General features: G+C 38.5%; 15 protein-coding genes and 2 pseudogenes. 13 read left to right on the top strand and 4 right to left on the bottom strand.

Annotated features, from left to right (window positions below):
* The first annotated feature begins 565 nt into the window (after positions 1–565).
* The 5 genes from FFM59_RS07900 (at position 566) to FFM59_RS07880 (ending at position 6,584) form a co-directional block, all read left to right on the top strand.
* Complete coding sequence (locus FFM59_RS07900) at positions 566–1,873, top strand: ammonium transporter (protein WP_137602497.1); 1,308 nt, start codon at positions 566–568, stop codon at positions 1,871–1,873.
* A 162-nt stretch (positions 1,874–2,035) separates the two neighbouring features.
* Positions 2,036–3,217 carry an NAD(P) transhydrogenase subunit alpha gene (locus tag FFM59_RS07895; RefSeq protein ID WP_137602496.1) on the top strand — a complete coding sequence of 394 codons (1,182 nt, stop codon included), beginning with the start codon at positions 2,036–2,038 and terminating at the stop codon, positions 3,215–3,217.
* A gap of 1 nt (position 3,218) precedes the next feature.
* Complete coding sequence (locus FFM59_RS07890) at positions 3,219–3,539, top strand: NAD(P) transhydrogenase subunit alpha part 2 (protein WP_137602495.1); 321 nt, start codon at positions 3,219–3,221, stop codon at positions 3,537–3,539.
* The gene (locus tag FFM59_RS07885; RefSeq protein WP_137602494.1) at positions 3,539–4,954 is read left to right on the top strand and encodes an NAD(P)(+) transhydrogenase (Re/Si-specific) subunit beta; all 1,416 of its coding nucleotides are present in this window, start codon (positions 3,539–3,541) and stop codon (positions 4,952–4,954) included. The genes FFM59_RS07890 and FFM59_RS07885 overlap by 1 nt, the downstream gene beginning before the upstream one ends.
* Before the next feature lie 121 nt (positions 4,955–5,075).
* Complete coding sequence (locus tag FFM59_RS07880; protein WP_137602493.1) at positions 5,076–6,584, top strand: ABC transporter substrate-binding protein/permease; 1,509 nt, start codon at positions 5,076–5,078, stop codon at positions 6,582–6,584.
* 59 nt (positions 6,585–6,643) lie between these two features.
* On the opposite strand, the gene FFM59_RS07875 is transcribed toward FFM59_RS07880, so the two are convergent.
* Entirely contained in the window at positions 6,644–7,273 is a 630-nt protein-coding gene (locus FFM59_RS07875; protein WP_137602492.1) for an NAD(P)H-hydrate epimerase, read from the bottom strand.
* A 128-nt stretch (positions 7,274–7,401) separates the two neighbouring features.
* On the opposite strand from FFM59_RS07875, the gene FFM59_RS07870 reads away from it, so the two are divergent.
* From FFM59_RS07870 to FFM59_RS10055, 5 genes are all read left to right on the top strand, one after another.
* Positions 7,402–7,791 carry a DUF6508 domain-containing protein gene (locus tag FFM59_RS07870; RefSeq protein ID WP_137602491.1) on the top strand — a complete coding sequence of 130 codons (390 nt, stop codon included), beginning with the start codon at positions 7,402–7,404 and terminating at the stop codon, positions 7,789–7,791.
* The gene (locus FFM59_RS07865; protein WP_137602490.1) at positions 7,781–8,095 is read left to right on the top strand and encodes a DUF7671 family protein; all 315 of its coding nucleotides are present in this window, start codon (positions 7,781–7,783) and stop codon (positions 8,093–8,095) included. The genes FFM59_RS07870 and FFM59_RS07865 overlap by 11 nt, the downstream gene beginning before the upstream one ends.
* A gap of 72 nt (positions 8,096–8,167) precedes the next feature.
* Positions 8,168–8,491, top strand: coding sequence for a hypothetical protein (locus FFM59_RS07860; RefSeq protein WP_137602489.1), 324 nt, complete (start codon positions 8,168–8,170; stop codon positions 8,489–8,491).
* A 2-nt stretch (positions 8,492–8,493) separates the two neighbouring features.
* The gene (locus FFM59_RS07855) at positions 8,494–9,147 is read left to right on the top strand and encodes an NAD(P)H-dependent oxidoreductase (protein WP_137602488.1); all 654 of its coding nucleotides are present in this window, start codon (positions 8,494–8,496) and stop codon (positions 9,145–9,147) included.
* Between the two features lie 2 nt (positions 9,148–9,149).
* The gene (locus tag FFM59_RS10055) at positions 9,150–9,326 is read left to right on the top strand and encodes a hypothetical protein (RefSeq protein ID WP_170175965.1); all 177 of its coding nucleotides are present in this window, start codon (positions 9,150–9,152) and stop codon (positions 9,324–9,326) included.
* Between the two features lie 24 nt (positions 9,327–9,350).
* On the opposite strand, the gene FFM59_RS07850 is transcribed toward FFM59_RS10055, so the two are convergent.
* Positions 9,351–9,716, bottom strand: a complete 366-nt coding sequence (locus FFM59_RS07850; protein ID WP_137602487.1) for a DUF488 domain-containing protein — start codon at positions 9,714–9,716, stop codon at positions 9,351–9,353.
* Between the two features lie 200 nt (positions 9,717–9,916).
* A pseudogene (locus FFM59_RS07845) lies at positions 9,917–11,296 on the bottom strand (glutamate--cysteine ligase).
* Between the two features lie 152 nt (positions 11,297–11,448).
* On the opposite strand from FFM59_RS07845, the gene FFM59_RS07840 reads away from it, so the two are divergent.
* From FFM59_RS07840 to FFM59_RS07830, 3 genes are read left to right on the top strand one after another with little or no spacing between them, the layout of a single operon-like run.
* Positions 11,449–12,636: an ATP-binding protein gene (locus FFM59_RS07840; RefSeq protein ID WP_137602486.1), complete on the top strand. Its 1,188-nt coding sequence runs from the start codon at positions 11,449–11,451 to the stop codon at positions 12,634–12,636.
* Positions 12,636–13,973, top strand: coding sequence for a vWA domain-containing protein (locus FFM59_RS07835; RefSeq protein ID WP_137602485.1), 1,338 nt, complete (start codon positions 12,636–12,638; stop codon positions 13,971–13,973). Before FFM59_RS07840 ends, FFM59_RS07835 begins: the two co-directional genes overlap by 1 nt.
* Positions 13,973–14,260 carry a hypothetical protein gene (locus tag FFM59_RS07830; RefSeq protein WP_137602484.1) on the top strand — a complete coding sequence of 96 codons (288 nt, stop codon included), beginning with the start codon at positions 13,973–13,975 and terminating at the stop codon, positions 14,258–14,260. Before FFM59_RS07835 ends, FFM59_RS07830 begins: the two co-directional genes overlap by 1 nt.
* A gap of 61 nt (positions 14,261–14,321) precedes the next feature.
* On the opposite strand, the pseudogene FFM59_RS10340 reads toward FFM59_RS07830, so the two are convergent.
* Positions 14,322–15,143 (bottom strand): annotated as a pseudogene (locus FFM59_RS10340) (polysaccharide deacetylase family protein).
* Positions 15,144–15,368 lie beyond the last annotated feature (225 nt).

Below are 15,368 nucleotides of genomic sequence, written 5' to 3'. Positions count from 1 at the left end.
ACTGTGGTATTCTGTTCTTGCATCAAGACAATAACCTCTTTCATTGTTTGTGTAGGAACATCAATGATAACAGAGATGTGTCTTGGTGTTTTTTATTTTATCAATTAGCTAAAAGTATTTGGCTAACTTGATTATAAAACGCGCGAATATAAAAAAACAAAAAACCGACCAAAAATTCTATTAATTATAAGAATTCTTGGTCGATTTTTCTATAGCTGGTTAGTTTTTTTCCAGCCACTTTAAATACAATTACTTATCACAGTCTGATGTTATGTTCCAAGATGACATAACAACTAAAAAGTTTAGCTTTACGTAGCCTTGTCAATGAGCTAACGATATCAACAGGTATGTACCAATGGAAGATGGATTTATCTCTCTTTATCCTCTTATTGCACGTTGATGTTATAAAACGTAACATTCATTGGGTAAATAAAACGGTTTCAACTGATAAAAATGAACTTTTTAACATTATTTTGTCAAATAACCTTGACGATGAATTTATGTGATGTTATATTTTATGACATTAAATAAAGTTTTAAATTCAGAGGTAAGGGAGAGGAAACATTTGAACGAAGCAAATACAGCATTTTTAGTTTTAGCAAGTATCTTGGTCTTATTTATGACACCTGGTCTAGCATTCTTCTATGGAGGACTAGTTTCTAAACGCAACGTTGTTAACACAATGCTTTCAGTATTCTTTATCACTGGTCTAGCAATTTTACTTTGGATTATTGTAGGTTACAGCCTTTCATTTAGTGGAGATCACTTTGGAGTTTTTGGTGATTTACATCAATTTTTCCATCAAAACTTCAGTATGACGAAGATGACTGCTACGACTACCAAAATCCCAGATGGCTTGTATTCAGTGTTTGAAATGATGTTTGCCATCATCACTCCAGCTTTGTTCGTAGGGGCGGTTGTTGGTCGGATGAAGTTCAAATTCTTGTTTCTGTTCATTATTTTCTGGTCAATTTTAGTTTATTATCCAATGGTTCATATGGTTTGGAGTGCCAGTGGTATCCTATTCAAAATGGGAACTTTAGATTTCGCCGGCGGGACTGTTGTCCACATTGATGCCGGGATTACCGCACTTGTTTTGTCTATCTTCCTGGGCAAACGGGTTGAATATAAAGAACCTGAACATTACAACTTACCTTGGGTATTATTAGGAACAACTATTCTTTGGATTGGTTGGTATGGATTTAATGCTGGTAGCGCCTTTGGCATTTCAACAGTTGCTGTTCAAGCAACAATGACTACTACCGTAGCCACGGCATCAGCCATGATTTCATATATGATGATTGATGTCTTTAGAACTGGTAAACCAAGTTTAGTCGGTGTTTGTACTGGTACCTTGTGTGGACTGGTTGCCATTACACCAGCCTGCGGGTATGTCACAATCACCGGGGCCTTCTTCATTGGTATCGCCGGCACATGTTGTAGCTATTTCTTCATCAATTATCTTAAAGGCAAGTTAGGGGTTGATGATACCTTGGATGCATTTGGTGCTCATGGAGTAAGTGGGATTGTTGGTAGTATTGCGACTGGTTTGTTTGCTACCAAGTCTGTTAACTCAGCAGTTACTAATAATGGCTTATTCTATGGTGGTGGATTTAAACTATTCGGTACTCAATTATTTGCCACAGCATTCACAATTGTGTTTGTTTCAATTATGGTGATTATCATGACTGTCATTCTGAAAGCAATTACTCCCATCCGTGTTTCTGAAAAAGAAGAACGACTTGGTTTGGACTTTGGTGAACATGGCGAACATGCAGATTATGCCGTTGCAACCGAAGCTGATTCGGATGTCGATACTTTCCGGAAAGAATTTAAGGGCCAATTAGCACAACTGAATGGTCATAAGAATTGATGATTAATTAAAAAAATGGCAAAAATAAAGTAGCAAAAGGATCGCAATATCACGCTGGTGGTATTGCGATTTTTGAGTGCTTTCATACAACATATGTTAAAATAAGGATAGATGTTGTAAACGTTTACAACATTTTCGAGTGTTGTAGAAGGAGGGATTTAAATGAGTTTGACAATTGGTGTTTTAAAGGAACAAGACGAACATGAACAACGAGTTTCCGTCGATCCAGAAGTGACCAAACGATTAGTCAAAGCTGGACTGACAGTACTTGTCGAACTAGGAGCGGGAACCAAGGCTAATTTTTTTGATGCAGATTATGAAAGCGTGGAAGGAAAAATTACTGATCGAGCGTCAATTTTATCAACTGCCGACGTATTGACGATGATTTCAAATCCAGATCAAGCCACTTTGTCTGCGTTGAAAACAGGACAATTGCTGATTGGTCAATTTAACGCATTAACGGTAGCTGATGAAATGAATCAGCTTGCTAGTGCCAAAGTAAATGTGTTGTCACTGGAACTAGTACCAAGAACGATTAGTCGTGCTCAAACGATGGATGTGTTGAGTTCTCAAGCCAGCGTCGCAGGCTATAAGGCGGCATTGTTGGCCAGTAACGTCTTTCCCAAGTATTTTCCTATGATGATTACAGCGGCCGGGACCGTTAAGCCCGCTAAGGTTTTGGTATTAGGAACTGGTGTTGCAGGATTACAAGCAATCGGGACGGCGAAACGGCTTGGTGCTATTGTGTCGGGTTATGATGTTCGACCGGCTTCACGCGGCGAAGTGGAATCACTCGGAGCGACTTTTTTGACTAGCTCAGTTTCTAATGGTGCTGGTGCCGGTGGTTACGCTCGTGAATTAACTGCCGAAGAACAAGCAGCACAACAAAAGGAATTGGCAGATTTTATTTCACAAAACGATATTATTATTACTACCGCACAAGTACCTGGACATAAGCCACCCTTACTGGTGACGGAAGAGAGTATTCAAAATGCCAAGCCAGGTTCGGTATTTGTCGATTTAGCCGCTAGTGAGCTAGGTGGGAACGTTGCCGGTAGTCAGCCATTTGAAACAAATATTGATGAACGACAAGTGACCATTGTTGGGGCTGCGAATTTAGCGAGTCAGGTACCTAATTCGGCGTCTCAATTATTTGCCAAAAATGTGTTGGCTGTCTTGAATTATGTTATTAAGGACGAAACAGTCCAAGTTGATTTACAAGATGATGTTTTTAAAGACCTGGTCGCCGTTTACGATGGTGAAATTGTGAATCCGCGATTACGAAAAACGCTTAATTTACCAGAACTTCCAAAAGTTGAACCAATTGAAACGGAGGGTGATTAAGATGAGTCAAGAGTTATATACAAATGTTGCGATTTTTGTGATGAGTGTGCTAGTTGGCTTTGAGGTCATCAGTAAAATTCCGGCTACTCTACACACGCCAATGATGTCTGGTGCAAATGCAATTCACGGTGCCGTGGTGATTGGAGCGATTTTAATTGCTTTAGAGGCGCAGTCACCATTGTTTTATGGCTTAGCTTTTATTGCTGTGTTTTTGGGATCGGTCAACGTGGCTGGTGGTTATGTCGTTACGGACCGCATGTTAACCATGTTTTCAAAACCCAAGAAACCAAAGAATGAATCTGATGATGGAGGTGACAAGTGATGTCAATTCTCCTAACAGTTGTTTCATTAATGTATTTGGTGAGTGCGGCCTGTTATGTCATTGGATTGCACATGATGCGGACGCCTAAAACGGCACGAAATGGGAACCGAGTTTCTGGAGTCGGAATGATTATTGCGGTCATCATGACTTTATTAGTGGCAATTAGTCAAAAAGAAGCCACCATGACTGGTGGCATCATTTTAGTCATCGGACTGGTACTAGGACTGGGTTATGGCGCGGTCCGAGCGAGAACGGTTGAAATGACAGATATGCCGCAATTAGTGAGTTTATTTAATGCTGTTGGTGGTGGGGCAGCAGCGGCGATTGGTGCGTTTGATTATTTGAGCAAGAGTACGGGATCAACCTTATCATTCGCCTTTTCGTTTCCAGTGGCACTGGATTTAGTGATTGGTGGGATTACGTTTTCTGGTTCACTAATTGCCACCGGTAAATTAGCTGGAAAGATTTCGGGCAAACCAATCACTTTTCCAGGAGCAAAAGTTGCCAATGCACTAGTCGTGTTAGTGATTTTAGTTTCGGTTGTCTTAACCATTGGCTTTGCTGTCAATCCTAGTTGGTTGATTTTGATCATTTGTGCTAGTTTACTGTTTGGTATTTTGATGACAATTCCGATTGGTGGGGCAGATATGCCGGTGGTGGTTTCGTTGCTAAATGCCTTTACTGGTTTGGCCGTATCGATGGCCGGATTTGTTATCGACAACCAGGCACTAATTATTGCCGGGGCGTTGGTCGGCGCTGCCGGGACTATCTTAACCTTACAAATGGCGGCCGCAATGAATCGTTCAGTCCTAAATATCATTGCTGGTGGCTTTGGCACGGATGATAGCAAAGGGGCGTCTACTGAGGAAGTACCCGTGAATGTTAAAGAGACCACGGCGGATGACGTTGGAGTGCAACTTGCATATGCGGCAAATGTGATGATTGTTCCGGGATATGGATTGGCCGCTGCACAAGCACAACATGAAGTGTCTGAGTTGGCTAATTTACTCACGGATCACGGTATTAATGTGAATTATGCAATTCATCCCGTTGCCGGGCGGATGCCAGGCCATATGAACGTGTTATTAGCCGAAGTGAATGTACCGTATGATCAAATGAAGCAATTAGAAGAAGCTAATTCGATGTTTGAAAACACGGATGTGTCGTTAGTGATTGGTGCTAACGACGTGACTAATCCAGCCGCCCGCCGGCAAGGAACTGCCATTACGGGGATGCCAATTTTGGATGTCGATAAGTCTAAGTCAATTGTGGTCATTAAACGATCTATGAGTACTGGTTATGCTGGTATTCAAAATGAATTATTTTCTGAAGATAACACACACATGCTATTTGCTGATGCTAAAAAGGGCTTACAAGATATTATTGCCTCAACCAAAGAGTATTTAGACGAATAGAAATATGAACAAAAATTAATCAAAAACTCATAAATCATGCGTATTTATTCATTTAGTTGAATGAATACGTTTTTTTCTGTATACTTATAAGCGTTGATTTTTTACGGAGGCGCTTAGGATAATGAAAAAATTTTATAAATTAGTATTCACATTTTTGGCGGTTTTACTCGTGATGGCTCCTGTACTGTCGAGTGTTGCCAAAGCCGATGATACGACTCAAAGTAGTAGCTCAGTTACATCTACTACAACTACGTCAGAAGATTCATTGGCCAAAATTAAAGCCAAAGGTGAAATTGTTTTAGGTACAAGTCCTGATTATCCACCATATGAATTTATGGCTAAGGGTAAGGTTGTCGGGATGGATATTGAAATTGCCAAGAAAATTGCCAAAGATATGGGCGTGAAGTTGGTAATTAAGAAAATGTCCTTTGATTCTCTCTTGGTTGCTTTACAATCAGGCAAGGTTGATATGGTCATTTCGGGTGTGAATCCCACTGCAAAACGAGCTAAGAGTGTTGATTTTTCAAAATCATATTATAAAGCCGGACAATATATTTTAATTAATAAGTCAGACAAAGGTGTATATAAGAACCGCAATTCATTTAGCGATAAGAAACTTGGGGCCCAAACCGGTTCATTACCTTACAACTTAGCCAAGTCACATGCTAAAGGTGCGACAGTTAAAGGAATGGATACTGTTTCAGACTTAGTGATTGCGTTGAAATCACATAAGGTTGAAGGTGTGGTGCTTGATGAACCCACGGCGAAAGCATATGCCGAAAATGATTCAAGTATCGTGGCAGTTAATGGGAAGTTTGATTTAGGTTCTGATGAAACTAATGATGTTGTGGCCGTAGCGAAAGGTTCGACGAGCCTGACAACTCAAATTAATCATTCAATTGATGATATTAAGGCCAACAATTCAATTACTGGTTATTTAAAAACAGCCGGATCATATATGAAAGTTAATACGGCCAATACATCAATGTGGCATTATTGGAAATATTTTGCGCTTGGAATTGAATACACTGTCGGTATCAGTGCTATTTCAGTCGTGCTTGGATTCTTGATTGGTATCCTGTTGGCCTTTATGAGGCTTTCAAAAGTTAAAGTGTTCAAATGGCTAGGAACTGCCTATGTCGAGTTTGTTCGTGGGACTCCATTGATGGTCCAAATCTTATTTGTTTACTTTGGTTTAGGCGTGATTGTTAATATTCCAGCGGTTATTTCAGGGATTATTGCGGTCTCACTAAATAGTGGCGCCTATGTCTGTGAAGTCATTCGTGGCGGAATTTTGTCGATTGACAAAGGACAAGACGAGGCTGCTAGAAGCTTAGGATTGAACTCTCACGATACGATGTTTAGTGTGGTCTTGCCACAAGCCATCCGAAATATTTGGCCTGCTTTGGGAAATGAATTTGTTTCTTTAATTAAGGAAACCTCAATTGTATCTATCATTGGTGTGTCAGACATGATTTATCAATTAAAGATTGTTCAAGCCGATACTTATCGTGGTGTGATTCCAATTGTAATTACCATGATTCTCTACTTCATTTTAACGTTTGCAATTTCTCGAATCTTGAGACATTATGAAATTAAAATGAATAGTAAAATGAATAGAACGGTTTAAAACTAAATACGCGCAACAATCATTTTTAAGATTGTTGCGCGTATTTATTTGTCTTAAATTTAAAAGTAATAAACACCCATATCATCGGCCACGACAACTTCGCCAACGTGCTCTTTTCCTGGATTGGTCCCAAATCCTAATTTATTAAAGGCAATCGCTACGGTTAAATCTGCGCGAACTGCTTCATTTAAGGGAGTACCGGTATCAGAATTTAACCCGGAAGGTACGTCAACAGCAACGGTTGTAGCGGTCGTTTGATTAATTGCTTGAATGGTTTCCAAATATTCGCCGGCCACCGGACGGTCAATCCCAACACCGAAAATTGCATCGACAATTAAAGTAGCATCATTCAATGCCGATAAATCATCAGTAGTTGGAATCTTGTAATAGGTGCAAATTTTGCGTTGCGTCGCACGTTCATAACTTTCATGTTTGCTATTACCAACGTTGATAATCGTGACGTTGGCGCGTTCTATTTTTAACAATCGAGCAACCGCTAAGCCATCACCACCATTGTTACCATAACCTGCAACGACGACAACATTTGATAAATCATAATGACGTTTCAAAACGATGTCTCTAATTGCTAAAGAGGCGCGTTCCATCAGCACAATCGATGGAATCCCAATTTTTTCAATTGTAAATTTATCGAACTTTTTCATTTCTTTAGTTGTTAATGTTTTTGCCATATTCATTTCCTCCAAATGTTTGATAAAATAATTGTCATCATTATAAAGCAAATCGCCAATGTAATGTTGAACAAATGTTATAATAATTACCAATAAGTGAGATTTATAACGGAAAGTGGTGACGGCTGATGGATTTAAAGAAATATCTAGAATATTTTAAGAATATGCAAAACAAAGAATTTCAATGGACATCAACAAATACCGAAGATGGAATTTTACAAATGGGTTATCCAATGTACGATCAAACCGTACTAACATTTGTACGTGATTTTAAAGAGAGTAATGACTTTGATGCGCAGTATAAAAAAACGTTGAAGGCACAAAAAATTAAAATCAAAATGAATCAAAAAATCGTTAATCAAGTCCTGGCAATCGACACAATTGATACACTGAAAGCGATGTTGACGTTAATTGTGACAGCTGAAGAAGTTGATGAGGGTAGTTGGGCGCGCGCCTTACAAGAAGGCTTCTTGTATCAGGTAACCAATGCATTGGTGAATAAAGAAAATGAAGGATAAGTACGAAGTAAATAAATATTTTGGCATTCCAGTTACCACCAATAACTCTGGCGACTATGTTCTGAAAGCCGATGACCACGGTGATGTAAAAATCCATACTTGGCGAACTGGTAAACATACTAAGGGAAAATTTAAACAGCCGGGGCAAATGTTGCTGACTGAAAATAACTTGATGGTCATGATTGTGGCATCAGAAAAGATGGCCTTTAAAGATCGTCACTCTGAAGTTCCGTTGCAGCGTTTTACTAGTGAATTTGCAAATGAAGAGTTAGTTCAGCAAGGAATAAAGATACTCAATAGTTGATTTACAGCAATAATCGAGCATTTTTATGCGGTTCGTGGTATATTATTTTCAACTATAATTAGGGGTGAAAGTATGTTTAATGTTTTTGGAATGCTTAAAATGTTTAGTGTGAATCACCGCCATATCAGTAATTCACAGATTGTCGTGACTGATGCAAGTGGTAAACCAAATAGCCTGTTGACTGATTTGCTCCGAGATGTGATTAGTAGCATCAATATCTTTATTAATATTGAAGATGTACTTTCAGTTGAAGATTTGGTCGCTTTATTTTCCGAAAGGACACCATTACCGGCCGATGTTTTGAGTGAATATGACAAAATTTTAAAACAAGAAATTTTACGCATTAATTTTGCTACACGTAAGGGCCAAATTGAATTAATTTTTCCAGAGGTTTAGGCATGAAAACTTTAATCATAGTTGCGCATCCGCAAATAGAAAATTCAACGACCCAGCAATTCTTTAAAGAAGGATTGGCTGGGTTTATTGATTTTACCTGGCATCCAATAGCCAATGAGTACCAAATAGATGAAGAACGAGAATTACTGCAACAAGCTGATCGCATCATTTTTCAATTTCCACTCTACTGGTACAGTGCCCCCGCATTATTGAAACAATGGATAGACGATGTCTTTTCAGTAAAACAACTTGATTTAACCAATAAAGAATTAGGATTGGTCGTTTCAACCGGGAGTCCTGCTAAAGATTTTCAAGCTGGTGGTTTGGAACATTTCACCATGTCTGAAGTACTCAGGCCGTTTGAAATGTTAGCTAATAAAATGAAAATGCGTTATCTGGTTCCAATTACAGTGTTTCAATTTGCTTACCTTAATAAACTTGAACAACAATATTTGCTAATTCAATATCAGCAATATGTCACGTTAACTAACTTTGATAGTTTTGACAGTAAAATTGCTTGGTTCAACGAAATTTTGAAGCAAAAAAGTACAGATAACTCTGAATTAGAACAAATTATCACGGTGCTAGAAGATAATGAAGATGCTCGTCACGATTTGTTAATGGATGTAAATCAATTTAAGCAAGATGAGGATTAAGAATGGATACACAACAATGGGTTGAAATGAAAATTAATGAATTGATTGAAAACAGTCAGACTTTTCCTGACCAGGCATTTTACAGGGAGTTGAAGGAAATTATGACTGAGCAATATCAAAGAATTAATCAGTTACAAGGCGAATTAGATGGGCGTATGTGGAGCCCAGAGCAGTGGTGAAAAAGGGATCTGAAACAGTAAGTTTCAAATCCCTTTTAATATATTTTCTGCTAAAATCACAACATGATTATAAACCTCATCTTTTGCAGCATACACAAAAATCACGTTTTGAGTTTCTAATTTTTGATGGACCATGGTTTTAAAATCTAAATAAGCTGGATTACTTTGCAACTGTGCTAAATACAGATGTTTGAATTCATCAAATTTTTCTGGGTCATGATTAAACCACTTACGTAATTCAGTGGTTGGGGTAATTTCTTTTGCCCATTGATCAATCTGGGCGTTTACCTTGCTAACACCACGAGGCCATAGTCGGTCAACTAAAATCCTGTAACCATCTGTATCAATTGGCTTGGTGTAAACTCGTTCAAGCTTCAATTCATTTGCCATTTTATCTTGCCTGACTTTCTGAGACGAACCGTTCGTATTGAAATTGCTTAGGTTAGTGCTCAAATATTCCCAGTTTATCTCTCACTCAAAAACGTGTTCTGCAATCAGATTGTTCCGCCTATCTACAGTTAATCAATTGGCCCAGTTCGCCAACCGATTAACTTAGGATATGCTTACAATCTCTCGATTGCAATCTCACTCTACTCCTTATATTCTACCGGTTGATTAGATTTGTCAAAAAGTTTTTGTTTGAGTTCGGTAACAGGCATTTCCGGATTATCAGCAAAACCTTTAAATGGATTAGGATTACGGTGAGCGCGTTTTTGGTAACGTGCACCGATTTGTAATGCATAGGGAACGAGGGAACCGTTTTGAATGTGATCCGTTAAGTTAGCACTGGGAGTTAAGTTGGTATTGTCCAAGCGATTTTGCATCATTTCCAGTACTTCTTGATATTCAGGTCCCCAATGAATTGTTGCACTAAAATCTTGTAATTGGTCGAGAAAGACTTGCCCCTCAGCTTGATATTGGGTTTTACTTTTTGGATTTTCCAATGCAACATTTTCATTCATATACATACCTTCAGCCAAAAATTCTGGCATTTTGGTTGATTCGGTCAAAGCCGGTGTCATCATGAAATAAGTCAACATCATACGTACGAAGCGGATGGTCGAAGTCATAACGCCAACCGAAGTGGTTGGATCTAAATCAAGCATTCGTAATTCAATATAATCAACGCCTGATTTTAGTGCTTCGTCAATTGATTTCCCATTTTTCTTAAAACGAATGCTGCCGTGAAATTCAGCCTCATTCAGAAGTTCACCAGTCTTGATTCCATTTTGAATACCTTGAGCATAATGGGCAACAGACGAATAATCCCCTTTTAATTTGTTTCCAAGCCCAAAGTGGGATTCGCGGATACTTCTAACAGGATGGTCGGGTCCTTCATTGTCATTAAAAAAGTTTTTTTCAGCAATGGGATTATTGCCAAATAGATACGTTAACAGCCACTCGTACCGAATAAATCCTTGCACGATTTTTTCATATAAATGATTAATCATTTCAGCTTTTGAAAAAGTGCCTTCATTACGAACATTCCACCAGACCGCCTCTAACACTTGTTGATTAATACTGATATTTAGATGGACGCCAGTTGGAATACCGGATTCAATTCCATGAATTTTGGACCATTGGCGGTAATATTATTTCTTTTCTGGGTCAACATCCGAAATTGGAATCTCACTTTTATCTTCAGGTAACACTGGCGGCATACTCAGTGCCCAGAGCATTTCATCTTTGGCAAGTGCATTACGCAAAGTATCGTTTAATTGCATTAAATAATGCATGGCGTCAATAGAATGGGCCGTTGTGGGTGTAATAATTTCCGTCTGCATTTGTAGAAAGTCATTCTTAATATATTTATTCTTTCGCTGACTACCAATTGCACTTGGATATGGGCTGGTGCTAAGGCTGGCATCTGCATTCACGCGATGCATTTCAACTTCAATTCCCATATTAAAGTCACTGGCTGTAGCAACAATTTCATTATCAAATATTATTTTTCCAATTTGATCAAACATAAGTAATCAACTCCTCAATCAATCTATGTACTTATTCTTTAATTTTTAAACATTCTACGCTGATACTAGCTGAAAAACAAGAATTTATTGCATTAAAGGCGCTTGAAATGGTACGGTACCGGTATAAGAAAAATAGGTGAGGTGTCGAAAAAATGTCATTATCATATCAAGACATGTTAACAGCGGTAAAAGTGGTTTTAAAAACTGGCAACGTTCCTAATATTGTTGGGGAAGCCGGCATTGGTAAGTCCGCTTTAGTCGAAACAGTCGCTCAAGAATTGCAAGCCAAACTATATACCACCGTTGTGAGTTTGTCCGAAAAGGGTGATTTAGCAATTCCTGTACCACCGCTAACAGATAATTCTTTTGTGGAAACAGAACATTATGGTTCGTTAGCCAATGTAAAATTTGGGTACTCCGAAACATTAGTAGATATAATTAAACAAGCTGAATTACATCCAGACGTAAAAATTATTTGGTTTTTAGATGAATTTAATCGTGGTACCCAAGCAGTTCAAAGTGAATTGATGAATCTGGTATTGCAACGACAAATTAATTCTTTGAAATTACCCGAACAAGTTCAAATTGTGATTGCGGAGAATCCCGATAGCACGATGGCTGGTTTTGAAGATTCTAACTATGGGGTTACGGCTGGAGATACCGCCATTAAAGATCGGACAGTTCGGTTAGTTTTGCGCGTTTCTGCCAGTGATTGGCTGAGTTGGGCTCGTGCCAATGGACAAGATGGACATGAAAATATCCATCCTTTAGTTCAAGCCTTCGTTGAAGAAGAACCTGATATGTTAAGCCCTAAACAGCATGGGGATGACTTATTTCCAACTCCTAGAGCATGGCAGCGAGTGTCAGACAGCCTGTTTGAATTAGACAATCAATCACCTGAAGTGCGTTCAAAATTGCAATTAGAGTTGTTTAAAGGCGATTTAGGTGAGTTGGTTGGCCGTGCGTTTAACAGTTTCGTTAAGCAACAGGGGAATCAATTGACTCCTGAAAGTATCCTTGCCTCAGCTGATTTTGAAACTACGTTGTCTGAATTTTCCAGTTTAGACGAAGTCCAAAAGCAACAACTTTTAAAAAGCTGGTTAACGCAAGTGGCAGAATATCCACTGGATGATAGTCGGAACGCAGACTACTTTCAGCAATTGCTAAAACAAATGAGTCCGGACGGTCAGTATGTGGTCATACAAACAGTCGGTCAAATTGAGCATCTAGCTGACATCTTGAAGCCAATGTTTAGTAATCTACAATCGGAATCTGTGGCAAGTTTATATCGTTACTTCGGAAAAATTGCAACACGAAACGATGCTGGGGATGATATTTAGTGAGTACGAAGCTACAAGATAATTTAAAAGATAAATTGCATGCATTGAATTCTAACCAAGAAGTTGATCTACAAAATGTTGCAGATGAATGGATTGGCTCAGTCGTGATGGAGTTGTTGGAGGAAGACCGGTTATTTGGTGAAGTCTTAATTCAAATCCCTCGGGCATATGACTTTAAGCTGAATGGCATGATGGGTATTAATTGGAAGAATGATCAGATTCAATTAAAAATTAACCCAAGTCGCCTGTCGAGATTACAACGTTCTCAAGATTTGCTCGATTTATTAAAGCATGAAGTGCTCCATTTAGTTTGGCAACATCCGTTACGCTATGCCAATGTGGCTCACCAAAATAACGTCACCATGGCCACCGATGTTGCAGTTAACCAATATTTGACTGATGCGCCGGCGGACACAATGACGAAGGAAGAATTGACAACGCTGATTGGCAAACAGGTGCCCACTCATGAAGATTCTCAACGCTATTTGAAATTAATTGAAAATGCCGATTTTAATGAAGATGCCTCAGAGACAAAGCAACGATTGGATCACGAAGGTGAAGCTGTTCCAAAAGCCCAAGATCACAATAACCAAACTGACGTCCATCTTGGTTGGGAAGAGATGGTTGGTCAAGATAATCTGAATGAACAGACGGCCAATTTACAGCAAATGCTCAGCTCAGCCTGGAAAAATGTCCCAGATAAGCAACGTGGCCTATTACCTGGTGATATCATCGCACAATTAGAATCAATTGAGGTTCAACCAAGTTTAAATTGGAAAGCATTAATCAAACAGTCATTAGGGAAAATGCCTTTAGGTAAACGCAATTCATATAGTCGATTTAATCGACGACAGCCAGTCAGAATGGATTTGCCCGGTAAAATTACTAATTTGGTTATTAATATTGATGTATTTATAGATAACTCAGGTTCAATGGGTGAAAAAGAGATTGCTTATTTGTTAAATGAACTGCGTGGTTTACTAGCAATTTACGATGCCAAAATTGATGTGTATAGTTTTGATACAATCGTCCATGAAGACCATAAATATACCATCGAAGCGCGTAATCAAATTAATTTTGAACGCGTAGGTGGCGGTGGAACTAGCTTTCAGTCAATTTTTGGTTACTTACATCGGCGTCATGCTAATAATGACTCAACTCTAGCAATCATTTTGACAGATGGCTGGGGAGAGTCTAAGCTGCAGACTTTTCATTTTTCAAATGTACTTTGGATATTGTCTACGGCCGTTCAAGAATTATCGGTGAAAAAGCCAATAGGCAAAGTTTCAACACTGGTAGAAGACGAAAATTATCAAAGATTGGTAGGTAAAAAATAATGATAGATTTGCAACCAAATGATTTACAATCAGTTTTGTCACACGATTATTTATATAAGCGCGCCGTTAAAGTATTACTAGAACAATGGGATACAGAAGGTAATCAATTGTTTAGTGATCAAATTAAAGCCGGCGATATTATTTTTGCTCGTAAGCTGCAACAGGCTGGATTAATTCAGGGATCAAAAGATTTTTCTGATTATCAGTCCGTACAAGAATTTGTGGTGCAACATGATCAATGGTTATCCGGTGTTGCTAAAACTGAATTACTAAGTAAGTTTGAATAAGAAAACACGATTTCAAATTGAAATCGTGTTTTTTAGTCTATTTATAGTTAATGTGAACCGGTTATTTGATAACTTGATGTGAAGGCCAACTATCTTGTTGGAGAACTTCAAATTTATACCCTTTAGCTTTGCCAAAATCAATAATGCGTTGAACTGCATCAACGTAAGTTTGTTTAGTGTCATGCATCAAGACAACGTTTCTAGTGTGTGGAATCAATGTAGTGGTGACACAATTATATGGTTGGTCGGCATTGGTTTGAACTGAGCCGTCGCCTGCACCAATATTCCAATCAAAATATTGATAGCCTTTAGCAGTTAACTTCGGCAAAATGGAATGCATGATTCCAGGTGAATAATTAGCACTCACTGTGTTAGAACTACCACCAGGAACACGTACCATCATGGATTTTTGACCGGTAATTCGTTTGACGCGGTCACTAATTTGCTTTAAGTCATCAAAATAGGCATCCACTGAAGAATAGACTAACGAATAGTTATGCGTCATAGTGTGTAATCCAATTTGATATCCTTAATCATGCTCGCGCTTAATTAAATCATCAGATTCATAACCAGTAACAAAAAAAGTAGCTTTCACATCATTAGCTTTCAAAATATCGAGTAGCTGCGCAGTAGTAGTATCGCTTGGCCCATCGTCAAAAGTTAAATAAATAACATTATCATTTCCATCATCTGATGAACTTGACGAACTGCTTGATGAACTACTACTTGATGTTGCTGCTTGTTTAGAGCTACTTTTAGTACTGTTCTTTGAAGTGCTTGTTTCTTTAGCTGACTTGTTAGTATTTGTCGTAGTGGCAAATGCAACTGCCGCAAAACATAATATTAACGCCCCAATTAATCCCAATAAAATATTTTTCCTCATATTCCCAATTGATACTCCATCCCAAGATATTATCGATTTCTATTTAAAAATAAATAGTGTTGACCAAAATTATTGTACCGTAATATTAGGGCTGTGCACTAGTAAAATATACCGTGATGTGAACTACTCCGGGAATAAATTCCCGGGTTTCTAGGAACACCGCATACTTGCCTATCACTCTTTGAATGATACGTAGAGGTTACGGCTTTTTACTAAGGGCTGTTC

Source organism: Paucilactobacillus nenjiangensis, assembly GCF_005405445.1.
Lineage (GTDB): Bacteria > Bacillota > Bacilli > Lactobacillales > Lactobacillaceae > Paucilactobacillus > Paucilactobacillus nenjiangensis.
This window is presented reverse-complemented; position numbering and strand designations above follow the sequence as displayed.